Origin of the sequence: Roseomonas sp. E05 (assembly GCF_030063475.1) — a bacterium.
Taxonomy (GTDB): Bacteria; Pseudomonadota; Alphaproteobacteria; order Acetobacterales; family Acetobacteraceae; genus Pseudoroseomonas.
In genome coordinates, this window is sequence record NZ_JASIRT010000050.1 from 1 (window position 1) to 20,050 (window position 20,050).

A 20,050-nucleotide genomic window follows, 5' to 3' on the forward strand; every position below is an offset into this window, starting at 1 on the left:
GCGCGTGCCGGTCGCCTTGCGCGCCGGCGTCGCCGCCTTCGCGGTGCGCGTGCCGGTCGCCTTGCGCGCCGGCGTCGCCGCCTTCGCGGTGCGCGTGCCGGTCGCCTTGCGCGCCGGCGTCGCCGCCTTCGCGGTGCGCGTGCCGGTCGCCTTGCGCGCCGGCGCCGCCGCCTTCGCGGTGCGCGTGCCGGTCGCCTTGCGCGCCGGCGTCGCCTTCTCCGGCGTGGCGCTGGCACTCTTGCGTCCGGCCGGCTTCTTTGCCGCCGCCGGCGCCTTCGCGGCCGTCTTGCGGCCGGCGGTGCTCGCCTTGCGCGTCCCAGCGCTGCGGCGTGTGGTGCTCATGGCCATCGGCTGCGCCCGGGACGAGCCACTCTCGTTGTTGTCGCTCACGTGCTGGATCTCCTTACCCACTCAAACTGCGGCAACGGTTGCCGTCATGCGTGGCACTCCGCTGCGCAGGTTCAGGGGAAGGTTGGAGGCTTGCCATCAGCCTCCCGGCCGTATCGGCCAAGCCACCCGAACCGCGATGCGTCGCCGCGGACATGACGCGCACGGCACTCTTGACAGCCGCTCGTGCGAATCGCGCTCAACCGGTGCGCGCCTGCAACACGCTATCTTCACGCGCAATCTGCTTGTCAACGAAATCCGCCGAAACCCGTTGCAAATTCGCGATGCCATGCTCCGCCGCATCGCTTTCCGAAGCCTGAACGAATGAACGCGGCGCCTGCCGACGCCGCGTTCCGCATGGCCGGAGAGTCCGTCTCGTGCCTAGCCGCGCGCGGCGAGCGCCGGAACGGCCCGCTGTGCCACCCCGGTGTAGTGCGACAGCGGACGGATCAGCCGGTTGTCGGCGGCCTGCTCGATGACATGCGCCGCCCAGCCGGTGATGCGGCTGGCGACAAAGATCGGGGTGAAGAGCGGGATGTCGAAGCCCATCAGGTGGTAGGCAGGGCCTGCGGGGAAGTCGAGGTTCGGGTGGATGCTCTTCTTCTCCAGCATCTCGGCGGCGAGGATGCGGCTCATCTCCATCCAGCGCCGGTCGCCCACCACCTCGGCCATCTTCTCGGCATACTGCGTCATGGTCGGCACCCGGCTGTCGCCATGCTTGTAGACGCGGTGGCCGAAGCCCATCACCAACGCCTTGTGGTCGAACCGCCCCTGCAGCCATCCGGCTGCCTTCTCCGGGCTGCCGATCTCGGTCAGCATGTGCATCACCGCCTCGTTGGCGCCGCCATGCAGCGGCCCCTTCAGCGCGGCGATGGCGGCGGTGACGGCGCCATGCAGGTCCGCCCCCGTGCTGGTGACCGTGCGCGCGGTGAAGGTGGAGGCGTTGAAGCCGTGCTCAGCGTAGAGGATGAGAGAGACGTCGAAGGCCTTCACCACCTCGGGCTGCGGCACCTTGCCGAGCACGACGTGGAAGAAGTTTTCGGCGAAGCTGAGCTTCGGGTCGGGCGCCACCGGCTCCAGCCCCTTGGCGGCGCGGTGCGCGGCGGCGATCGCGGTCGGGATCTTCGCCAGCAGCCGCATCGCCTTGCGACGCGTCGCCGGCTCGGCGGTGTCGACGGCCTCCGGGTCCTCCAGCCCCATGAAGCTCACTGCGGTGCGGATCGCATCCATCGGATGAGCATCGTGCGGGAAGGCCTTGATCACCTGATGCAGCGCCGGGCTGATGGTGCGGTTGGCGGCCTCCTCCTGCCGGAAGGTGGCGAGCTGCGCAGCGTTCGGCAGCTCGCCGTTCCAGAGGAGGAAGGCGACCTCCTCGAAGCTGCACTGCTCCGCCAGATCCTGCACGGCATAGCCGCGATAGGTCAGGCTGTTGGTCTCCGGCATCACCTTGGAGACCGCGGAGACGTCGGCGACCACGCCGACCAGGCCCTTGCGGATTTCGGGCTGGGTTTCGCTCATGGACTGTCTTCCCTGTCGTTGCACTCGGTGGAAAGGGCATCGCGGCTGAGGAGCAGGTCAGGCTCCCCCTCCTCCGTCCCGGCGCCGTCGCTGCACGCGACAACGCGGAATCCCTGCCGCCGGTAGAAGCGCAGCGCGCCGGCATTGCGGGCGATGCAGTAGAGGCTGAGCTGCGGCCCCAGGGCGTCGGCGGCGGCCTTCAGCAGAAGCGCGCCGATGCCCTGCCCGCGATGGTCGGGCGCGAGGTAGAGGTGCAGCACCATCGGCCCGTGCCGCGCATCTCGGCCAAAGCCGATGTAGCCGACGGGCATCCCGCCCTGCTCGGCCACCATCACGCGATGCGCCCGCATCAGCGTGGTGGCGATCCAGCCCGCCACATCGGCCTCGTCATGCACCTCGCGCAGGCCGGGCATGGCGGCCTGCCGGGCGCGCCGGTGGATCGCCGCCAGCCAGGGTGCGTCCTCCGCGCGCCCCTCCCGGATCACGATCGCACCGGCGCCGGGCACTAGAAGATGCCCGGCTTGCCCTCCGCCAGCGCGCCGCGCGGCAGGGCGATGTTGAGCAGGTGCAGCTCGCCCGCGGCCAGGCGGGGCAGGTCCTGCACCACCTCCAGGAAGCGATTGCTCTCGCGGGGGGAGAGGATGCCTTCGGTCAGGATCTCGAACTTGCGGATATAGTCCTCCCGCACGAAAGGCTTCGCCCCCAGCGGATGGGCATTGGCCACCGCCATCTCGTCCACCAGCGTGCTGCCGTCCTTCATCAGGATCTCGACGCGGGCGCCGAAGGCTTTCTCATCCGGGTCGGTGGAGTGGTAGCGGCGGGTCCACTCCTCCTCCTCCCGGGTCTCGATCTTGTGCCAGAGGCGGACGGTGTCCGGCCGGGCCGCGCGCCTGGGCGCATAGCTGTCCACATGATGCCAACGCCCGTCCTGCAGGGCCACGGCGAAGATGTACATGATGGAGTGGTCGAGCGTCTCGCGGCTCGCCTTGGGGTCCATCTTCTGCGGGTCGTTCGCCCCGGTGCCGATGACGTAGTGGGTGTGATGGCTGGTGTGGATGATGATCTTCTCGATCGCCTCCTGGTCGGGGATCTGCTCCCGCATCCGGAAGGCGAGGTCGATCAGCGCCTGCGACTGGTACTCGGCCGAGTGCTCCTTCGTATAGGTGTCGAGGATGGCGCGCTTGGGCTCGCCCTTCTCCGGCAGCGGCACCTGGTAGAAGGCCTGGTCATAGACCACCTCGCGGTGGCTGCGCCCGTCCAGCACCCAGGCGATGACGGAATCCTCGCCCTCGTAGATCGGGCTGGGCGCGCCCTCGCCGCGCATCGCCCGGTCCACCGCCTCGACCGCCAGCTTGCCGGCATGGGCGGGAGCGAAGGCCTTCCAGGAGGAGATCTCGCCCTTGCGGCTCTGGCGGAAGGTGATGGTGGTGTGCAGCGCCTGCTGCACGGCCTGGTAGATCACCTCCTGCTTCAGGCCGAGCAGCGTGCCGATGCCCGCCGCCGCCGAGGGGCCGAGATGGGCGATGTGGTCCACCTTGTGCTCATGCAGGCAGATGGCGCGCACCAGGTCCACCTGGATCTCGTAGCCCGTCGCGATGCCGCGGATCAGCTCGCGCCCCGAGCGCTCCAGGCTCTGCGCCACCGCCAGGATCGGCGGGATGTTGTCGCCGGGGTGGGAGTAGTCGGCGGCGAGGAAGGTGTCGTGCATGTCGAGCTCGCGCACCGCCGTGCCGTTCGCCCAGGCTGCCCATTCCGGCGAGACGCCCTTGCCGGCGGGCAGGCCGAAGACCGCCGCCCCGCCCTTGCGCGGATGGCCCATCGCCATGGCGCGCGCCGTCGTCGGCGCCGAGCGGTTGATTGCGGCAATCGCCACCGCCGCATTGTCGATGATGCGGTTGATGATCATCTCGGCCACCGGCTTCTGCACCGCCACGCGGTCGGCGGCGACGCCGGCGATCTTCCAGGCGAGTTGCTCCTCGCGCGGCAGCAGCGCCTTGGACGGATGGACCTTCACCGGATGCAGCTTCATGGGTCGGCGTTCTCCCTCACACTTCTGAACAGGATGCGCTGTTGTGCGCCGCGCCGCAGGGATCGTCCATTCCGATTGACGGACGCGCAGGATAGCTTTTCCGTATCGCCATCATGGATTTCCGCCTCCTGCGCCGTCTCGGCCACTTCCTCGCCGTCGCCGAGGAAGGCCATTTCGGCCGCGCCGCCGCGCGCCTCGGCCTGTCGCAGCCGCCGCTGACCGCGCAGATCCAGGCGCTGGAGGCGGAGCTTGGGGTGAAGCTGCTGGAGCGCACCCGCAAGGGCGCGCGGCCGACGCGCGAGGGCGAGGCGCTGCTGCCCCTTGCCCGCCGCCTGGCGGAGGACGCCAGCACGCTGGAGGCGCTGGCACGCGAACTGCGCGCGGGGCGGCATGCGCCGGTCGCCATCGCCTGCGTCACCTCGGGCATGTTCGACTACCTGCCGCCGCTGGTGCGCGCGCTGCGCGCGGCGCGGCCCGAGGCGGCGATCACCGTGCGCGAGCTGGACACCACGGATGCGCTGGAGGCGCTGCGCCGCGGCGAGGTGGACATCGCGCTGCTCCGCCTCGACCGCGACCGCCCGCCGGTGCGCGTGCTGCCGCTCGGGGAGGACCATCTGGTCGCGGCGCTGCCGGAGGATCATCCTTTGCTGGCCCAGCCTGACGCCTTGCCGCTCGCCGCGCTCGCTGAGGAGCCGTTGCTGACCCTGCCGCGCGCCATCAGCCCCGCCTATTTCGATTCGCTGGTCGGTGCCTGTCGTGCCGCCGGCTTCGAGCCGCGCGGCGTGCGCGAGGCCGGCTCCGCCATGGCACAACTGAGCTTCGTCGCTTCCGGTCTCGGCATCGCGCTGGTCTCTTCGGGCATGGCGCGCATGCACCCGGCCGGTGTGGCGTTCCGCCCGCTGCAGGGGCCGATCCGGGCAGTCTCCGTCGCGCTGGCCTGGAATGAGGAGCGGCAGACCGAGGCAGCACGTGGCGCAAGCGCCGTCGCGCGGCAGGTTTTTGCCCTGCCGCCACGCTGAAGCCATATCGATGCACATGCGCATTTTCTTGGCAGAACAGTTGATAAGCGCTTTCTTCTCACGCGGTATCTCGGCATGTTGCAGCTCGGCCTGGTTCCACAGGGGAACCTGACCGCCGCATGCCGCAGGGCAGAGGCACCTCGTCCTCACCCCCTCGCGCCGCGCGGCAGGTGTGGACCCGGGCGCGGCCCGGCCGGCGGCCGCCAGTCGGGCAGTGGGGATGTGTGGCGCGCGTCGGGGGCGATGGCGCGCCGCGCCGAGGGGGGATGCCCATCATGCTGCAGAACGGCCTCATCGCCGTATGCCGCGCGGCTGCGTTCGCATTGACTGCCGCGCTCCTGCTGTTCCAGTCCATTCCAGCCGCGCATGCGCAGATCGGCAGCAGCCGCTACGCGGCGGTCGTCATGGATGCGGGCAGCGGCGAGGAACTCTACGCCATCAACGCCGACGAGCCGCGCTACCCGGCTTCGCTCACCAAGATGATGACGCTCTACCTGACCTTCGAGGCGCTGGATCGGGGGCGGCTCAGGCTCACCTCGCGCATCCGCGTCTCGCGCCATGCGGCGGGGCAGGAGCCCTCGAAGCTGGGATTGAAGCCGGGCACCAGCATCACCGTCCGCGACGCCATCCTGGCGCTGGTGACCAAATCGGCCAATGACGTCGCCTCGGCGCTGGGCGAGAACCTCGCCGGCGGCAGCGAGGTCGCCTTCGGCCGCATCATGACCCGCAAGGCGCGCCAGCTCGGGATGCGCAACACCAGCTTCCGCAACGCCTCAGGCCTGCCGGACGCCAACCAGGTGACGACGGCGCGCGACATCGCCATCCTCGGCCGCGCCCTGATCCGCGACTTCCCGAAGCGCTATGCCTATTTCAACGCGCGCCACTTCGCCTGGCATGGCCGCAGCATCGGCAACCACAACAACCTGCTCGGCGAGTATGACGGGGCGGATGGCATCAAGACCGGCTACATCCGCGCCAGCGGCTTCAACCTGGCGGCCAGCGCGGTGCGGGGCGACACGCGGCTGATCGCCGTGGTCTTCGGCGGCGCCACCACCGCCGAGCGCGACGGCCACGTGATGGCGCTGCTCGACCGCGGCTTCGCTCAGCGGCGGCGCTCCACCGACATGCTGGTGGCCAGCGCCGGCCCGCAGCTGATCGGCACGGCGCATGCGGCGGCGCTCGCCGCCCCGCCCCTGCCCCGGCCGACCAAGCGCGCCACGCCGCGCAAGCAGCAGGCCACGGCGGCCACGAAAGGTGGCTGGGCGGTGCAGGTCGGCGCCTTCGCCAGCTCCACCGATGCCCGCCGCGTCGCGCAGCGCGCCGCCCGACGCCTCGGAACTGCCCATGTCGAGCGGGTGCGGGTGGACGGCAAGTGGTTCTACCGCGCGCAGGTCACCGGCCTCTCCGCCAGCACTGCGCGGAGCGCCTGCAGGGCGCGGCGCGGCCCCTGCATGGTCGTCGCACCCTGAGCACGCTGCGCCCGGGGGCGGGTTGAGGCCGGACGGGGGCAGGCTTAGTCTCGCTCCCCTGACCGGCCACCGACACGGGACCCACGGACCATGCAGCTCCCCTACGACCGCGTCCTGCGCGGCGACCTCGTGCTCCCCGAAGGCATCCTGCGCGATGGCTATGTGGCGGTGCGCGGCGAGACCATTGCCGCGATCGGCCAGGGGGAGCTGCCGCCGGCGCGGGAGGTGCACGACTTCTCCGGCAAGGTGATCCTGCCGGGCCTGGTGGACGGCCATATGCATACCGGCAGCGCCATCGGCTGGCCGGGCATCGAGGGCGCCACCATGTCGGCCGCCGCCGGCGGCGTCACCACCGTCTGCGACATGCCCTATGACGTGCCGCGCGCCGTCACCAATGCCGGCATCTTCCGCGAGAAGGTCGAGGCGGTGAACCAGCTCTCCCATGTGGACGTGGCGCTCTACGGCACCATCACCAAGACCGGCGGCGTGGACGCCATCGCCGGTCTCGCCGAGGCGGGCGCCTCGGCCTTCAAGCTCTCCACCTATGAATATGACGCCACGCGCTTCCCGCGCATCGACCACCCGACCATGGTCGCCGCCTTCCGGGAAATCGCGAAGACCGGCCTGATGGTCGCCGTGCACAACGAGGACCAGGAACTGGTCGAGCGCCTCACCGCCGAGGCGAAGGCGACCGGCCGAGTGGACCCGATCATGCACGCCCGCACCCGCCCGCCGCTGGCCGAGACCATGGCGGACCTGGAGATCTTCGAGATCGGGCTGGAGACCGGGGCGCATGTCCACATCGCCCACTCCTCCGTGGCGCGGGGCTTCGAGATCGCCGAGAGCTTCCGCGCCATGGGCGGCAAGGCCAGCGGCGAGGCCTGCATCCAGTATCTCTGCATGACCGAGGAGGATCTCGTCCGCCTCAAGGGCTTCGGCAAGTGCAACCCGCCCTTCCGCACCGCGGCGGAGGTGGAGCGCATGTGGAGCGCGCTGGTGGCCGGCAAGGTGGCCTATGTCTCCACCGACCACGCCCCCTGGCCGCGCGAGAAGAAGCTTGGCGACGACATCTTCGCCTGCGGCGCCGGCCTGACCGGCATGCAGTCCTACGCGCCGCTGATGTACAGCCTGCTCGCCGAGCGCGGCCTGCCGGTGACGCTGATGGCGCTGTACTGCGCCGAGCGCACCGCCCGCTTCCACGGCCTCTACCCGAAGAAGGGGGCCATCCGCGTCGGCTCCGATGCCGATTTCGCGGTGATGGAGCCGGGCGATTTCACCTTCGACGAATCCACCATCCAGGACCGCGAGGATGCCCGCTGGTCTCCCTACAACGGCCGCCCGATGAAGGCGCGCGTCGCCGCCACCTTCCTGCGCGGCGCCTGCATCTGGGACGGCGCCTCGGTGCTGGCGCGGCCGGGCCAGGGCCGCTTCGTGCCGCGGCAACATCGCGAGGACTGGCTCGGCTGATGCGCGGCGTGCTGGTGGCGATGGTGGCGCTGGCCGCCTTCGCCCTCTGGATCTGGCTGACCGGGCCGGGCACCAGCCTGCCCCTGGCGCTGATCGGCGGCGCGATTGCCGTGCTCGCCGGCCGCCTCGCCTACCGGCTGCTGATGCCGCGCTCCGCCGACAATGACACCGCGCCGCCGGCGCCCGAGCCACGAGAAGGAAACCGCGATGTTTGAGGTGCGTGAGGAGAAGGATGGCACCTTCTCCGTCTGGGTCGGCGGCCGCGAGCGCGTCGCCATGCTGAAGAGCGAGGCCGCCGCGGAGGCGCTGATGGATGCGCTGGAGGATGCCTGGGACGACGCCTTCCTGCGCGCCGTCGCCGAGGTGCAGGAGGACTATGGCGCCGATTTCATCGATCCCCTGCCCCCGGCCGGGAATCATTGAGGCTGGCACCGCGCTTGCTAGCTCCGCTGCCAGATTGAAGGAGTGACCGTTCCGATGCCCCGCAGCCTGACCCTTGCCGCCGCCCAGCTCGGCCCGATCCAGAAGGCGGAGGGGCGCGACGTCGTCGTCGGCCGCCTGGTGCGGCTGATGGAAACCGCCCACAAGCGCGGGGCCGAGGTCGTCGTCTTTCCTGAGTTGGCGCTGACCACCTTCTTCCCGCGCTGGTACGAGGAGGACATCGCCAAGGCCGACCACTGGTTCGAGACGGCGATGCCCTCGAATGAGACCGCTCCCCTCTTCGAGGCCGCGCGGAAATACGGCATCGGCTTCCACCTGGGCTATGCCGAGATCGCCCATGAGGCGGACGAGACCGGCACCATGCGCAAGCGCCGCTTCAACACCGCCATCTACGTCCACCCGACGGGCGAGGTCGTGCTGAAGTACCGCAAGGTGCACCTGCCCGGGCACAAGGAGTTCGACCCCCAGCGCAAGGTGCAGCACCTGGAGAAGCGCTACTTCGAGGTCGGCAACCTGGGCTTCCCGGTGGTGCGGGCGCCGATCGGCCAGGCCGGGCCGGTGAACATCGGCATGATGATCTGCAACGACCGCCGCTGGCCCGAAGCCTGGCGCGTCATGGGGCTGCAGCAGGTCGAGCTGGTGATGCTCGGCTACAACACGCCCTCCATCAACCAGGACGCCAAGGGCTTCGAGGCGCATCACCTGCGGGTGCTGCACTCGCACCTCTCCATCCAGGCAGGCTGCTACCAGAACGCCTGCTTCGGCGCTGGCGTCGCCAAGGCGGGCGTCGAGGATGGCTGCGAGCTGTTCGGCCATTCCATCATCGTCAACCCGCAGGGCGAGATCATGGCCCAGGCGACGAGCTGGGACGACGAGCTGATCGTGGCCGACTGCAACCTCGACATGTGCACGCTCGGCCGCACCACCATCTTCAACTTCGCCGCCCATCGCCGGCCAGAGGCCTATGGCCGCATCGTCGAGCAGACCGGCAGCGTGGCGCCGCCGGAGTGGCAGCCGGCCGCCAGGGCAGCGGAATAAAAGGTCTGGGGGAAGGAATTCCCCCAGACCCCATCTTCTTTCTTCAAGTTTCCCCGCTGGCGGATAGCGTGCGCCAAAACTGACAAAAGGAAGATGGGGGTTCGGGGGAATTCTTTCCCCCGATCTTTTTCCCCAGGGGTTGCCAGCGCCGCCCCCTGGGTAAAGGCTATCGGACGGAGCGAGACAGCCGGAGCCTGCCGAATGCCTTCAGAAAACGAGCCCCGCATTGCCGCCGTCGCCGCCGAGGCGACGGAGTGGCGCCGCGACATCCATGCCCATCCCGAGCTGGCCTTCCAGGAGCACCGCACCAGCGACCTCGTCGCCGGCCTGCTGGAGTCCTGGGGTGTGGAGGTGACGCGCGGCATCGCCGGCACGGGCCTGGTGGGCACGCTGCGCGGCGGCAAGGCGGCGAAAGGCGGCGCCAATGCCGGCCGCGCCATCGGGCTACGCGCCGACATGGACGCGCTGCCGATGCAGGAAATCACCGGCCTGCCCTATGCCTCCACCGTGCCGGGCAGGATGCACGCCTGCGGGCATGACGGGCATACCGCCATGCTGCTCGGCGCCGCCAGGTACCTCGCCGAGACGCGGAACTTCGACGGCACCGTGCACTTCATCTTTCAGCCGGCCGAGGAGGATGGCGGCGGCGGCCGGGTGATGGTGGAGGAAGGTCTCTTCGCCCGCTTCCCCTGCGATTCGGTCTTCGGCATCCACAACGACTCGCGCAGCGAGGCCGGGCAGTTCATCATCACCCGCGGCACCACCAATGCGGCGGCGGATTCCATCACCATCCGGGTGCTCGGCCTCGGTGGCCATGCCGCGCGGCCGCACCAGGCGGTGGACCCGGTCGTGGCGGCGGCGCATATCGTCGTTGCGGCGCAGACGGTGGTCAGCCGCCACACGGACCCGCTGGATTCCGCCGTGGTCTCGCTCTGCATGATCCATGGCGGCACGGCGCGCAACGTCATCCCCGAGGAGGTGACGATCGAGGGCACCGTGCGCACCCTGAAGGCGGAGACGCGCGATGCCGTCGAGCGGCAGCTCCGGGAGGTGATCACCGCCACCGCCGCCGCGCATGGCGCCAAGGCCGAGATCACCTATGAGCGCGGCTACCCCTCGGTGGTGAACAGCGACGCGCCGGTGGAGCGCGCCCGCCTCGCCGCGGCGAAGCTCGCCGGCGAGGAGCGGCTGGTGCGCGAGCGCCCGCCGACCATGGGCGGGGAGGACTTCTCCTACATGGCGCAGGCCGTGCCGGGCTGCTTCATCCGGCTCGGGCAGGCGGACCCGTCGAAGGAGAACTTCTCCACCCACCACCCCCGCTACAACTTCAACGACGCCATCCTGCCCACCGGCATCGCCTTCTGGGCCAGCCTGGTCGAGCAGGAGCTGGCGCCGGAAGGCTGAGCGGCACCGCTCAGGCCGTCGCCAGCAGCGCCTGCACGGCGGCGGCCTGACAGGGCTCGATGACCGGCACGCCAGCGGCATCCTCGACCGCCGCGCGATGCCCGGCCATTCCCGCGCAGCCCAGGATCACCGCCTCGGCGCCCTGGGCCACCAGCTGTCGCGCCGTGTCGCACAGCGCGCCGCGCGCGGCCTGGGGGTCGGTCAGGGTTTCCATCGGCAGGTTCAGCGCGATGCTCGCGGCCAGCCGCGGCTCCGCGCCCATGGCCTGCAGCGCCCGCCGCTGCCGCGCCTTGGAGGCCTCCACGAAGGCGATCACGCCGAACCGCTCCGCCCGCGCCAGCGCCGCCGCCACCGCCGCGCGGAAAGGGCCGAAGACCGGGCGCCGCGTCGCCGTCCGCACCGCCTCCAGGCCGGGATCGGAGACGCAGGCGATGATGTAGGCAAGCGCCGGCTCGGCCTCGACCATGCGGCAGAGCGGCTCGGCCACGCTGAACCAGTCGCGCCAGGTCACGATTGCTGGCGGTCCCTCCGGCAGCGAGACGGTCTCGAAGGGCGGCCGGCCGGGTGCGGCGAAGGGCGCCAGGCTCTCCGCGATGCCGCGGGTGCAGCTTTGCGAACAGTTCGGGTTGATGACGAGAATGCGGTTGCCCATCTGGTCAGCATCCTCGCCCCGGCTTGCCCGTGCAAGCCGACCGGCACCGCCCCCACCCTTGATCGGGACGGCCGGACATGCCGTAGTGTGCACCGCACACGGAAACGACCCGGCCACGGGGCCCAGAACGATAAAGCCAGGATCACAAGCCCATGGACCGCCCCACCCAGCGCTGGGAACCCGATCGCAGCGCGGCGCAGCAACGCCCCCTGCCTCCTCTCATGACCATGCTGGGGCGCGGCGCCACCAACCGTTGTCCGGTCTGCGGCCAGGGCAAGGTCTTCAAGGGCTTCCTGCGGCTGGCGCCTGAATGCACGCATTGCCACACCAAGTTCGGCGGCCTGCGCGCCGATGATGCGCCGCCCTACTTCACCATCTTCATCACCGGCCATCTGCTGCTGCCGCCGGTCTTCTGGGTGGAGAGCGCCTACCAGCCTCCCATGTGGGTCCATATGGCCATCTGGCTGCCGCTCTTCACCGTGGTCTGCACGCTGATGCTGCGGCCGGTGAAAGGCGCGGTGGTCGGCTGGATGCTGCGCCTCGGCTTCACCGGCGAGGAACCCGACATGCCCGCGCTGCCGCTGGCCGGTCCCCGCGACAACCCGCGCCCGCCCGGATCGCATGACGGCTGAGCAGCGTCTGCTCCGGATCGAGCTGCCGGACAACGCTCCCCTCCCCAGCCCCTATGCGGAGGCCGACCGCACCCAGGCGGTGGCCGACCTGCTGGCGGCCAACCACTTCGATCCGGTCGGCCTGCCGCCCGGCCCCTATGCGCTGCACCTGGAGGTGCGCGACGGACGGCTGGTTCTCGATATCCGCAGCGCGGCGGAGCAGCCGTTGCGGATCATCGCCCTTGCCCTCGGCCCCTTCCGGCGGCTGATCAAGGACTACCACATGGTCGTCGCCAGCCATGAGGAGGCGGTCATGGAAGGCAGTTCGGACGCGCGCATCCAGGCCATCGACATGGGCCGCCGCGGGCTGCACAACGAGGGCGCGGAACTGCTGCGCGAGCGGCTGAAGGGCCGCATCGCCATGGATTTCGAGACCGCCCGGCGGCTGTTCACCCTCGTCTGCGCCCTGCACCAGCGGATCTGACCCGGGATCTCCGGCCCGGCGACGCATCCCTCCCCCCAGCAGCCTGCATGACGCACGGCGTGGTGAGGGCCTATATGCGCCTCACCGCTGACCCCTGCCCGCCCGCGTGCGGCCCCACGGACGGAGCCTTGCCCCCATGAAGATCGACGGCGTTCCCTATCGCAGCGTCTGGGTTGACCCCGAGGACGGCTGGTCGGTGCGCATCCTCGACCAGACCCGGCTGCCCTGGGCGGTCGACATCCTGCGCCTGACGGACGAGAAGCAGGTGGCCCAGGCCATCAGGTCCATGCAGGTGCGCGGCGCGCCCCTGATCGGCGCCGTCGCCGCCTATGGGCTGGCCCTGGCGCTGCGCCGCGATGCTTCCGACGCTGCGCTGGAGGCGGTGGCCGCGATGCTCGGCAAGACCCGCCCGACCGCGATCAACCTGCGCTGGGCGCTGGACCGCATGCTGCGCGCCCTGCGCCCGGTGCCGGCGAGCGACCGCGCCGCCGCTGCCTATGCCGCCGCCGGCGACATCGCCGAGGACGATGTGGAGACCTGCCGCCGCATCGGCCAGCACGGCCTGCCGCTTCTGCAGGCGATCGCCGCCCGCAAGCCGGGCAAGCCGATCAATGTGCTGACCCATTGCAACACCGGCTGGATCGCCACGGTGGACTACGGCACGGCGCTTTCCGTGGTGTACCAGGCGCATGACGCCGGGCTGCCGGTGCATGTCTGGGTGGACGAGACCCGCCCGCGCAACCAGGGCGCCGCACTCACCGCCTGGGAGCTGGGCCGGCACGGCGTGCCGCATACGGTCGTCGCCGACAATGCCGGCGGCCACCTGATGCAGCATGGCGAGGTGGACATCGTGCTGGTCGGCACCGATCGGGTGACGCGCCAGGGCGACGTCGCCAACAAGATCGGCACCTATCTCAAGGCGCTGGCGGCGCAGGACAACGGCGTGCCTTTCTGGGTGGCGCTGCCGCATTCCACGCTCGACATGACGGTGCGCGACGGGGTGAAGGAGATCCCGATCGAGGAGCGCGACGCCCGCGAGGTGCTGGAGACCACCGGCCAGACCTGGGACGGTCGCATCGAGACGGTGCGCGTCGCCGCCCCCGGCAGCGCCGGCGCCAATCCCGCCTTCGACGTCACCCCGGCGCGGCTCGTCAGCGGACTGATCACCGAGCGCGGGCGCTGCGAGGCCAGCGAGGCCGGGCTGCTCGGGCTTTATCCGGAGTTCGCCGCCGCGGCGGCGTAACGGAAAGGTCAGGCGGCCGCGGCGTCCCAATCGGCGGGGATGGCCGCGGCCGCCGCTCCGTGCCTGAGACGTTGCACACTTCTTGCAGACCTGTACGGTCTTTTCCGGTCGAAACCCCGGCCGCAGGGAGTGTTCTGTCTGATGCGTTCCTTCGCTCTCGCCCTCCTGCTCACCGCGCCTCTCGCGCTCGGCGGCGCGCGCCTCGCCGCGGCACAGGAGCCGCTGCGCACCGCGGTGGACGGCACCTTCGCCCCGCATGCCTTCCCCAAGCTCGGCGGCGGCATCCAGGGCTTCAACGTGGAGCTGTTCAATGAGGTGGCCAAGCGGCTGGGCCGCCCCATCAGCATGGACAGCGCCAGCTTCTCCGGCCTGATCCCCGCGCTGAACGCCGGCCGCTACGACTTCCTCGCCGCCCCGGTGACCGTGACGAAGGAGCGCGCCGAGAACCTGCTCTTCACCGAGGGCTACCTCTACACCGCCTTCCAGTTCGGCATCCGCAAGGGCTCGGCGCCGGTCAAGAGCCTGGAGGACATCCGCGGCAAGGCCATCGCGGTGAACAAGGGCTCGGCCTACGATGCCTGGGCGCAGCAGAACGCCGAGAAGTACGGCTTCACCGTGCAGACCTTCGACACCCAGCCCGACGCGGTGCAGGCGGTGGTCTCCGGCCGCGCCTATGCCACGCTCGGCGGCAACACCACCGTGCGCTACGCCGCCACCCGCACCCCGATGCTGGTGCCCGACTTCGTCATCAAGGAGACGCGCGCGCACTGGGCCGCGCCCTTCCGCAAGGACAATGTCGAGCTGCGCAACAAGGTGGAGGACGTGCTGGAGTGCATGAAGAAGGACGGCACCGTCGCCGCCCTCTCGGAGAAGTGGTTCGGCGACAAGCCGGCGGCGGATGACGCGGAGAACACCGTCTTCCCCGGCTATGGCGTGCCAGGCCTGCCAGGCTACGACCCGGCCCCGCACGAGCTGCGCTGCAACTGAGCCGGGCGCCCGGGGAGTCCTGCTCCCCGGGCCCATCCGTGGTCCTGGCGGCGCGTCAGCGCTGCCGCCAGGGCAGCCCCTCGGCCTTCCATCCCGCCACCATGCCGCGATGGCCCTCGGCATCCGGCGGCCCCTCGAAGCCATCGGCGATGTTGTAGGCGTGCGCGAAGCCGGCAGCCTGGGCGGCCTGCGCCGCGGCGAGGCTGCGGGCGCCGGAACGGCAGAGGAAATAGAGCTTGTTCAGCGGCGTCAGCCCGGCCTTGCGCAGATGGTCGGCGAAGGCGCCGTTCACCTGCATCGAGGGGTAGACCTGCCAGGGGATCAGCACCGGCTGCTTGCCGGTCTCGCCCAGGTCGGGCAGGCCGACGAAGTTCCATTCGGCATCGGTGCGCACGTCGATCAGGACGGCGTCGGCATCGGTACGCAGCGCATCCCAGACGGCGCGGGGCGGGACATCTTCAACGCTCATGGCGGCTCCTCCTTGAGTACGGTCGGTCGGGCACAGTGTGCGGCGGCGGCGGCCCGGCGTCCATGGCGCTGGCCCTCGGCCACCCAGGCGGGCAGGATGGGCATCAAGCGGTGAGAGAGGCTTGCATGGCATTCGTGGTGGCAGTCGCACAGCGCAAGGGTGGCGCCGGGAAATCAACGGTGGCGGCGACGCTGGCGACCACTCTCGCCCTGGCCGGCCGGCGCGTGACGCTGCTCGACACCGACCCGCAGCAGACCCTCGGCCGCTGGCACCAGGCGCGCCAGGGCCAGCGGCAGGCGGCGCCGCTGCATTTCGAGGCACCCTCGGGATGGCGCATCCCGGCCACGCTCGACCGCGTCGCGGCGGAGAGCGAGGTGGTGGTGCTCGACACGCCGCCCCATGCCGACAGCGACTCCCGCGCCGCCATGCGCGCCGCGGACCTCGTGCTGGTGCCGCTGCAGCCCTCCCCGGCCGATCTCTGGGCCATGGAGGCGACGCTGGAGCAGGCCGCCGCCGCCCACCGCCGCGTGGCGCTGCTGCTGAACCGCGTGCCTTCCAGCGGGCGGCTGCGCGACGAGATCGTGGCCGAGCTGGTGCGGCGGGAGTTGCCGCTGCTGGAGCCGGTACTCGGCAACCGCACCGCCTTCGCCACCGCTTTCGGGCAGGGCCTGGGGGTGGCGGAAGCCGCGCCGCGTGGTACCGCGGCGGCGGAGGCCCGCGCGCTGGCGCAGGCCATCGAGAAACTGGCAGGGAAATAGAGACGGATGACGCTGCTCTTCGTGCTGCACCTCCTGGGCGCGGTGCTGTGGGTCGGAGGCATGACCTTCGGCATCCTGGCGATGCGGCCGGCCCTCGCGACACTGCCGGGGCCGCAGCGGCTGGAGGCGAGCGCCGCCGCCCATCGCCGCTTCTTCCTGCTGGTCTGGCACGTCATGCCGGTGATGCTGGCCACCGGCTATGCGCTGCTGTTCGGCTGGTTCGGCGGCTTCGCCGGCGCCGGCTGGCACGTGCATGTGATGCACCTGACCGGGCTGCTCATGTCCGCCGTCTTCCTGGCGGTGTTCTTCGGCCCGTGGCGGCGGATGCGGGCGGCCCTCGCCGCCGGCCAGACGGCCGAGGCCGCCGCGGCCAACGACAAGGTGCGGCAGCTGATCATGGCGAACCTGCTGCTGGGGCTGCTGACCGTCATCGTGGCGGGCTGGGGGCGCTTCGGCGGGTGAGGCCGGACATCGCCTTCAGCACGGACAGCAAGGGACCGGAGGCGGAGGCCGTCCTGCGCGGGCTGCGCCGGCATCGCGCCGCCGCCCTCGCCGGCCGGCCCGGCGGCACGGCCGCGCAGCCGCTCTGCTTCTTCCACCGGGACAGGGCCGGCGAGGTCCGCGCCGGCCTGGTGGCGGAACTGGCGCTGGACTGGCTGTTCATCGACAAGTTCTGGGTGGACGAGGGCCTGCGCGGCCAGGGCCTCGGCACCGCCCTGCTGGCGGCGGCCGAGGCGGAGGCGCGGCGGCATGGCGCCGTGGGGGTGCATCTCTATACCAGCTCCTTCCAGGCGCCGGACTTCTACCGCGGGCATGGCTTCCGCGAGATCGGCCGCCTGGAGGGCCGCCCGGCCGGGCATGACCGCTTCTGGTTCGCCAAGCGGTTTTGATCCGGTCTCCCGGCGCCGACGCGTGAGGTCAGCCCGCCGCGGGCGCAGGCGCCGCCAGCGCCGCCCGGATGGCCTGCCGCATGGAGGCGGAATCCGGCTCGGTATTGCTGGGGAAGGCCTGCAGCAGGCGGCCATCGCGGCCGACCAGATACTTGTAGAAATTCCAGCGCGGCGCGGTGCTCTGCGCCGCCGCCCAGGCGAAGAAGGGGTGCGCCTCCGGCCCCTTCACATGGGCGGGTGCCGCCATCGGGAACTGCACGCCCCAGGTCGCCTCGCAGAAATCCTTGATGGCGTTGGCGTCGGGGTTTTCCTGGTTGAAGTCATTGGAGGGCACGGCCAGCACCAGCAGCCCGCCCGGCCCGTAGCGCTCATGCAGTTCCTGCAGCGCGCTGAACTGCCGCGCATAGCCGCAGAAGCTGGCGGTGTTCACCACCAGCATCGGCTTGCCGCGCCATTCGGCGAGGTCGATCACCCCACCCTCGATGTCGTCGAAGCGGAAATCGTGCCCCCGTGCCGCCGGGGCGGCCGCCAGCAGCAGCGGCGTGGTCAGCAGCAGGGCGCGGCGCGTGATGCTAGCCATAGCGCTCCTCCAGCCAGGGGTCGCCGCGGTCGTGATAGCCGCGGACTTCCCAGAAGCCGGGCTTATTCTGCGCCAGGAAGGTGATCCTCTTCACCCATTTCGTGCTCTTCCAGAAATAAAGATGCGGCACGATCACGCGCAGCGGCCCGCCATGCTGGCGGGTCAGGCGCTCGCCCTCCCAGGAATGCGCCAGCAGGTTCTCCGGCAGGGCGAAATCGTCCAGCGTCAGGTTGGTGGTGTAGCCGTCATAGCCCTCGAAACTGACGAACTTCGCCTCCGGCTTCGGCTTCGCCAGGTCCAGCAGCGTCGCCACCGCCACGCCATGCCAGGTGTTGTCGTAGCGCGACCACTGCGTGACGCAGTGGATGTCGTTGAAGCGCTCCTCCTGCGGCAGGGCGGTGAAGGCAGCCCAGTCGAGCGTGACGGGGTTCTCCACCAGCCCGTCCAGCGTCAGGCGGAAGGCGCCTTCCGGCACGTTCGGCTGGATGCCGAGGTCGAGCACCGGATAGTCCTTCACCAGCCGCTGCCCGGGCGGCAGGCGCTGCTCCGGCGTGGCCCGTTGGCCCGTCAACAGCCGCCCGGCACGGGCCCAGGCCTGCTTGGTCTCCACCAGCTTCTGCCGGATGCCGCCCGCTTCCGGCTTGTCGTCCTGATCCATCGCTTCGCGTCCTGCCGTCCTGCTGAGGTTCCCACCCATAGGTGACGCATGGCCGGCGCGATGCAAGAGCGCCTATCCTGCCCTCAGCAACAGGGAATCGCCGGATGCGACGCCTGCTCCTCACCTTCTGCCTGGCCCTGGCGGCGCCCGTGTCAGCGCAGGACACCGCTTCCGCGCCCGGCGCGCTGGCAGCCCTGCGCCCGCCCAGCCGCGCGGCACGGCAGATGGTCGCCGCCGCCCATCCGCTGGCGGCCGAGGCGGGATTGGCCATGCTGCGCGCCGGCGGCTCGGCCGTGGATGCCGCCATCGCCGTGCAGGCCGTGCTGACGCTGGTCGAGCCGCAATCCTCCGGCCTCGGCGGCGGCGCGCTGATGCTGCACTGGGGCCAGCAGGCAGGCCGCGTCACTGCCTGGGACGGGCGGGAGACCGCCCCCGCCGCGGCCACCCCTGCGCTTTTCCTGCGGCCCGACGGCACGCCCCTCACCTTCTACGAGGCGGTGCTCTCCGGCCGCAGCGTCGGTGTGCCGGGGGTGATGCCGATGCTGGAGGCCGCCTACCGCGCCGAGGGTCGCCTGCCCTGGGCCGAGCTGTTCCAGCCGGCCATCCGCCTCGCCGAGCAGGGCTTCCCGGTTTCCGAGCGGCTCGCCCGCTCGATCGCCGGCGAGGCGGATCGCCTGCGGCGCGATCCGGGTGCCGCCGCCTATTTCTTCACCCCTGACGGCGCGCCCCTTCCCGCCGGCCACCTCCTGCGCAACCCGGCCCTGGCGGAGACCCTGCGCCGCCTCGCCGCCGGGGGGGCGCGGGCGTTGCAGGCCGGCGCCATCGCGCAGGACATCGCCGCCGCCGTGGCGCGCCACGGCGACCAGGGCAATGGTATGACCGCCGACGACCTTGCCGCCTACGCCCCGAAGCGGCGCGAGCCGGTCTGCACGCCCTACCGGATCTGGCGCATCTGCGGCTTTCCGCCGCCGAGTTCCGGCGGCGTCGCGGTGGCGGAGATCCTCGGCGTGCTGGAGCATTTCGACCTCGCCCGGCTGGACCCGCTGGGCGCCGACGCGGCCCATCTGCTGGCCGAGGCCAGCCGCCTCGCCTTCGCCGACCGCAACCTCTATCTGGCCGACAGCGACTTCGTCCCCGTGCCCGTCCGGGGGCTGACGGATGACGTCTACCTGACCCTGCGCGCCCAGCTCCTGGACCGCGACCGCGCCAACCCCGCGCCCCGTCCCGGCAACCCGCGCTGGCAATACCCCGGCCTGGCGCCCCAGCCGGCGCAGCCGGAGCATGGCACCAGCCAGGTCGCCATCGTGGATGCCGAGGGCAATGCCGTCTCCATGACCACGACCGTCGAGGATGCCTTCGGCGCCCGGTTGCTGGTGCATGGCTTCATCCTCAACAACGAGCTGACCGACTTCTCCTTCCGCCCCGTGGTGGATGGCCGCCCGGTGGCGAACCGCGTCGAGGGCGGCAAGCGGCCGCGCTCCTCGATGGCGCCGACGCTGGTCTTCGATGCCGAAGGGCGGCTGGTGGCGGCGCTGGGTTCACCGGGCGGCGCGCGCATCATCGGCTATGTCGCGCAGACGCTGCTCGGCCTGCTGGACTGGGGCCTGGACCCGCAGGCGGCGGTTTCCCTGCCACGCATCGGCAGCCTGGGAACCACGGTCGAGCTGGAGGAGGGCACGCCTGCTGCGGCGCTGGCGCCCGCCCTGCAGGCGCGCGGCCATAAGACCGACATCCGCCCCTCGCCATCCGGGCTGCAGGCGATCATGGTGACGCAGCAGGGCCTGCTGGGCGGCGCGGACCCGCGCCGGGAAGGCGTGGCAATCGGGGACTAGGCGGTGGTGACGATTTCAGCGGAGTAGGATGGCGATTGAGGCGAGCAGAACGAAGCCGCGGAAGTTGGCGAGGAGCTTGTCGTAGCGGGTTGCGACGCGACGGAACTGCTTGAG

Annotated in this window: 23 protein-coding genes and 1 pseudogene; 16 read left to right on the plus strand and 8 right to left on the minus strand. The window is 71.0% G+C overall.

Going from position 1 to position 20,050, the window contains the following annotated elements; translation table 11 throughout:
• Positions 1 to 715 (plus strand): hypothetical protein (locus tag QMO56_RS25255; RefSeq protein WP_283530195.1); only part of this gene is annotated, 715 nt, incomplete at its 5' end.
• A 53-nt stretch (positions 716 to 768) separates the two neighbouring features.
• Here the strand turns inward: QMO56_RS25255 and QMO56_RS25260 are convergent.
• Genes QMO56_RS25260 through QMO56_RS25270 form a run of 3 tightly spaced genes read right to left on the minus strand, consistent with a single transcriptional unit; the run spans position 769 to position 3,934 of the window.
• Positions 769 to 1,905, minus strand: coding sequence for a bifunctional 2-methylcitrate synthase/citrate synthase (locus QMO56_RS25260; RefSeq protein ID WP_283530197.1), 1,137 nt, complete (start codon positions 1,903 to 1,905; stop codon positions 769 to 771).
• The gene (locus tag QMO56_RS25265; protein ID WP_283530199.1) at positions 1,902 to 2,411 is read right to left on the minus strand and encodes a GNAT family N-acetyltransferase; all 510 of its coding nucleotides are present in this window, start codon (positions 2,409 to 2,411) and stop codon (positions 1,902 to 1,904) included. The genes QMO56_RS25260 and QMO56_RS25265 overlap by 4 nt, the downstream gene beginning before the upstream one ends.
• On the minus strand, positions 2,411 to 3,934 hold the full coding sequence (locus QMO56_RS25270) for an MmgE/PrpD family protein (protein ID WP_283530201.1): 1,524 nt from the start codon (positions 3,932 to 3,934) through the stop codon (positions 2,411 to 2,413). Before QMO56_RS25270 ends, QMO56_RS25265 begins: the two co-directional genes overlap by 1 nt.
• 113 nt (positions 3,935 to 4,047) lie before the next feature.
• On the opposite strand from QMO56_RS25270, the gene QMO56_RS25275 reads away from it, so the two are divergent.
• The 7 genes from QMO56_RS25275 (at position 4,048) to QMO56_RS25305 (ending at position 10,772) form a co-directional block, all read left to right on the plus strand.
• Positions 4,048 to 4,953, plus strand: a complete 906-nt coding sequence (locus QMO56_RS25275) for a LysR family transcriptional regulator (RefSeq protein ID WP_283530203.1) — start codon at positions 4,048 to 4,050, stop codon at positions 4,951 to 4,953.
• Positions 4,954 to 5,276: 323 nt separating this feature from the next.
• On the plus strand, positions 5,277 to 6,422 hold the full coding sequence (locus tag QMO56_RS25280) for a D-alanyl-D-alanine carboxypeptidase family protein (RefSeq protein WP_283530205.1): 1,146 nt from the start codon (positions 5,277 to 5,279) through the stop codon (positions 6,420 to 6,422).
• Between the two features lie 90 nt (positions 6,423 to 6,512).
• Positions 6,513 to 7,889 carry a dihydroorotase family protein gene (locus tag QMO56_RS25285; RefSeq protein WP_283530207.1) on the plus strand — a complete coding sequence of 459 codons (1,377 nt, stop codon included), beginning with the start codon at positions 6,513 to 6,515 and terminating at the stop codon, positions 7,887 to 7,889.
• Positions 7,889 to 8,104, plus strand: coding sequence for a hypothetical protein (locus tag QMO56_RS25290; RefSeq protein ID WP_283530209.1), 216 nt, complete (start codon positions 7,889 to 7,891; stop codon positions 8,102 to 8,104). Before QMO56_RS25285 ends, QMO56_RS25290 begins: the two co-directional genes overlap by 1 nt.
• The gene (locus tag QMO56_RS25295) at positions 8,097 to 8,312 is read left to right on the plus strand and encodes a hypothetical protein (protein WP_283530210.1); all 216 of its coding nucleotides are present in this window, start codon (positions 8,097 to 8,099) and stop codon (positions 8,310 to 8,312) included. Before QMO56_RS25290 ends, QMO56_RS25295 begins: the two co-directional genes overlap by 8 nt.
• 54 nt (positions 8,313 to 8,366) lie before the next feature.
• Positions 8,367 to 9,368 carry an N-carbamoyl-D-amino-acid hydrolase gene (locus QMO56_RS25300; protein WP_283530212.1) on the plus strand — a complete coding sequence of 334 codons (1,002 nt, stop codon included), beginning with the start codon at positions 8,367 to 8,369 and terminating at the stop codon, positions 9,366 to 9,368.
• Between the two features lie 201 nt (positions 9,369 to 9,569).
• Positions 9,570 to 10,772 (plus strand): M20 aminoacylase family protein, encoded by a 1,203-nt coding sequence (locus QMO56_RS25305; RefSeq protein WP_283530214.1) that lies wholly within the window; start codon positions 9,570 to 9,572, stop codon positions 10,770 to 10,772.
• A gap of 10 nt (positions 10,773 to 10,782) precedes the next feature.
• On the opposite strand, the gene QMO56_RS25310 is transcribed toward QMO56_RS25305, so the two are convergent.
• Positions 10,783 to 11,424, minus strand: coding sequence for an aspartate/glutamate racemase family protein (locus QMO56_RS25310; RefSeq protein ID WP_283530216.1), 642 nt, complete (start codon positions 11,422 to 11,424; stop codon positions 10,783 to 10,785).
• Positions 11,425 to 11,576: 152 nt separating this feature from the next.
• Between QMO56_RS25310 and QMO56_RS25315 the strand changes: the two genes are divergently transcribed.
• The 4 genes from QMO56_RS25315 (at position 11,577) to QMO56_RS25330 (ending at position 14,749) form a co-directional block, all read left to right on the plus strand.
• Positions 11,577 to 12,056 carry a DUF983 domain-containing protein gene (locus QMO56_RS25315; protein ID WP_283530218.1) on the plus strand — a complete coding sequence of 160 codons (480 nt, stop codon included), beginning with the start codon at positions 11,577 to 11,579 and terminating at the stop codon, positions 12,054 to 12,056.
• Positions 12,046 to 12,519 carry a UPF0262 family protein gene (locus tag QMO56_RS25320; protein ID WP_283530220.1) on the plus strand — a complete coding sequence of 158 codons (474 nt, stop codon included), beginning with the start codon at positions 12,046 to 12,048 and terminating at the stop codon, positions 12,517 to 12,519. Before QMO56_RS25315 ends, QMO56_RS25320 begins: the two co-directional genes overlap by 11 nt.
• 136 nt (positions 12,520 to 12,655) lie before the next feature.
• The gene (gene mtnA / locus QMO56_RS25325; RefSeq protein ID WP_283530222.1) at positions 12,656 to 13,762 is read left to right on the plus strand and encodes an S-methyl-5-thioribose-1-phosphate isomerase; all 1,107 of its coding nucleotides are present in this window, start codon (positions 12,656 to 12,658) and stop codon (positions 13,760 to 13,762) included.
• Positions 13,763 to 13,903: 141 nt separating this feature from the next.
• Positions 13,904 to 14,749, plus strand: a complete 846-nt coding sequence (locus QMO56_RS25330; protein WP_283530224.1) for a transporter substrate-binding domain-containing protein — start codon at positions 13,904 to 13,906, stop codon at positions 14,747 to 14,749.
• Positions 14,750 to 14,804: 55 nt separating this feature from the next.
• Here the strand turns inward: QMO56_RS25330 and QMO56_RS25335 are convergent, their stop codons facing one another.
• Positions 14,805 to 15,218, minus strand: a complete 414-nt coding sequence (locus QMO56_RS25335; RefSeq protein WP_283530226.1) for a rhodanese-like domain-containing protein — start codon at positions 15,216 to 15,218, stop codon at positions 14,805 to 14,807.
• Positions 15,219 to 15,343: 125 nt separating this feature from the next.
• On the opposite strand from QMO56_RS25335, the gene parA reads away from it, so the two are divergent.
• From parA to QMO56_RS25350, 3 genes are read left to right on the plus strand one after another with little or no spacing between them, the layout of a single operon-like run.
• Positions 15,344 to 15,976 carry a ParA family partition ATPase gene (gene parA, locus QMO56_RS25340; protein ID WP_283530228.1) on the plus strand — a complete coding sequence of 211 codons (633 nt, stop codon included), beginning with the start codon at positions 15,344 to 15,346 and terminating at the stop codon, positions 15,974 to 15,976.
• A 6-nt stretch (positions 15,977 to 15,982) separates the two neighbouring features.
• Positions 15,983 to 16,438 carry a CopD family protein gene (locus QMO56_RS25345; protein ID WP_283530230.1) on the plus strand — a complete coding sequence of 152 codons (456 nt, stop codon included), beginning with the start codon at positions 15,983 to 15,985 and terminating at the stop codon, positions 16,436 to 16,438.
• Positions 16,435 to 16,866, plus strand: coding sequence for a GNAT family N-acetyltransferase (locus QMO56_RS25350; RefSeq protein WP_283530232.1), 432 nt, complete (start codon positions 16,435 to 16,437; stop codon positions 16,864 to 16,866). Before QMO56_RS25345 ends, QMO56_RS25350 begins: the two co-directional genes overlap by 4 nt.
• 28 nt (positions 16,867 to 16,894) lie before the next feature.
• Here the strand turns inward: QMO56_RS25350 and QMO56_RS25355 are convergent, their stop codons facing one another.
• Together QMO56_RS25355 and QMO56_RS25360 are read right to left on the minus strand one after the other, a co-directional pair.
• Positions 16,895 to 17,446 carry a glutathione peroxidase gene (locus tag QMO56_RS25355; RefSeq protein ID WP_283530234.1) on the minus strand — a complete coding sequence of 184 codons (552 nt, stop codon included), beginning with the start codon at positions 17,444 to 17,446 and terminating at the stop codon, positions 16,895 to 16,897.
• Positions 17,439 to 18,104 (minus strand): sulfite oxidase-like oxidoreductase, encoded by a 666-nt coding sequence (locus QMO56_RS25360; protein ID WP_283530235.1) that lies wholly within the window; start codon positions 18,102 to 18,104, stop codon positions 17,439 to 17,441. The genes QMO56_RS25355 and QMO56_RS25360 overlap by 8 nt, the downstream gene beginning before the upstream one ends.
• Positions 18,105 to 18,208: 104 nt before the next feature.
• On the opposite strand from QMO56_RS25360, the gene ggt reads away from it, so the two are divergent.
• Complete coding sequence (ggt, locus tag QMO56_RS25365; RefSeq protein ID WP_283530237.1) at positions 18,209 to 19,936, plus strand: gamma-glutamyltransferase; 1,728 nt, start codon at positions 18,209 to 18,211, stop codon at positions 19,934 to 19,936.
• A 15-nt stretch (positions 19,937 to 19,951) separates the two neighbouring features.
• Here ggt and QMO56_RS25370 read toward each other — a convergent pair.
• Positions 19,952 to 20,050 (minus strand): annotated as a pseudogene (locus tag QMO56_RS25370) (IS5/IS1182 family transposase); the annotation flags it as partial.

Bases quoted from the DNA above. Each gene is read 5' to 3' on its own strand.
- QMO56_RS25260 (WP_283530197.1), bottom strand. From the start codon at position 1,905: ATGAGCGAAACCCAGCCCGAAATCCGCAAGGGCCTGGTCGGCGTGGTC.
- QMO56_RS25270 (WP_283530201.1), bottom strand. From the start codon at position 3,934: ATGAAGCTGCATCCGGTGAAGGTCCATCCGTCCAAGGCGCTGCTGCCG.
- QMO56_RS25275 (WP_283530203.1), top strand. From the start codon at position 4,048: ATGGATTTCCGCCTCCTGCGCCGTCTCGGCCACTTCCTCGCCGTCGCC.
- QMO56_RS25285 (WP_283530207.1), top strand. From the start codon at position 6,513: ATGCAGCTCCCCTACGACCGCGTCCTGCGCGGCGACCTCGTGCTCCCC.
- QMO56_RS25290 (WP_283530209.1), top strand. From the start codon at position 7,889: ATGCGCGGCGTGCTGGTGGCGATGGTGGCGCTGGCCGCCTTCGCCCTC.
- QMO56_RS25295 (WP_283530210.1), top strand. From the start codon at position 8,097: ATGTTTGAGGTGCGTGAGGAGAAGGATGGCACCTTCTCCGTCTGGGTC.
- QMO56_RS25300 (WP_283530212.1), top strand. From the start codon at position 8,367: ATGCCCCGCAGCCTGACCCTTGCCGCCGCCCAGCTCGGCCCGATCCAG.
- QMO56_RS25305 (WP_283530214.1), top strand. From the start codon at position 9,570: ATGCCTTCAGAAAACGAGCCCCGCATTGCCGCCGTCGCCGCCGAGGCG.
- QMO56_RS25310 (WP_283530216.1), bottom strand. From the start codon at position 11,424: ATGGGCAACCGCATTCTCGTCATCAACCCGAACTGTTCGCAAAGCTGC.
- QMO56_RS25315 (WP_283530218.1), top strand. From the start codon at position 11,577: ATGGACCGCCCCACCCAGCGCTGGGAACCCGATCGCAGCGCGGCGCAG.
- QMO56_RS25320 (WP_283530220.1), top strand. From the start codon at position 12,046: ATGACGGCTGAGCAGCGTCTGCTCCGGATCGAGCTGCCGGACAACGCT.
- mtnA (WP_283530222.1), top strand. From the start codon at position 12,656: ATGAAGATCGACGGCGTTCCCTATCGCAGCGTCTGGGTTGACCCCGAG.
- QMO56_RS25330 (WP_283530224.1), top strand. From the start codon at position 13,904: ATGCGTTCCTTCGCTCTCGCCCTCCTGCTCACCGCGCCTCTCGCGCTC.
- QMO56_RS25335 (WP_283530226.1), bottom strand. From the start codon at position 15,218: ATGAGCGTTGAAGATGTCCCGCCCCGCGCCGTCTGGGATGCGCTGCGT.
- parA (WP_283530228.1), top strand. From the start codon at position 15,344: ATGGCATTCGTGGTGGCAGTCGCACAGCGCAAGGGTGGCGCCGGGAAA.
- QMO56_RS25345 (WP_283530230.1), top strand. From the start codon at position 15,983: ATGACGCTGCTCTTCGTGCTGCACCTCCTGGGCGCGGTGCTGTGGGTC.
- QMO56_RS25355 (WP_283530234.1), bottom strand. From the start codon at position 17,446: ATGGCTAGCATCACGCGCCGCGCCCTGCTGCTGACCACGCCGCTGCTG.
- QMO56_RS25360 (WP_283530235.1), bottom strand. From the start codon at position 18,104: ATGGATCAGGACGACAAGCCGGAAGCGGGCGGCATCCGGCAGAAGCTG.
- ggt (WP_283530237.1), top strand. From the start codon at position 18,209: ATGCGACGCCTGCTCCTCACCTTCTGCCTGGCCCTGGCGGCGCCCGTG.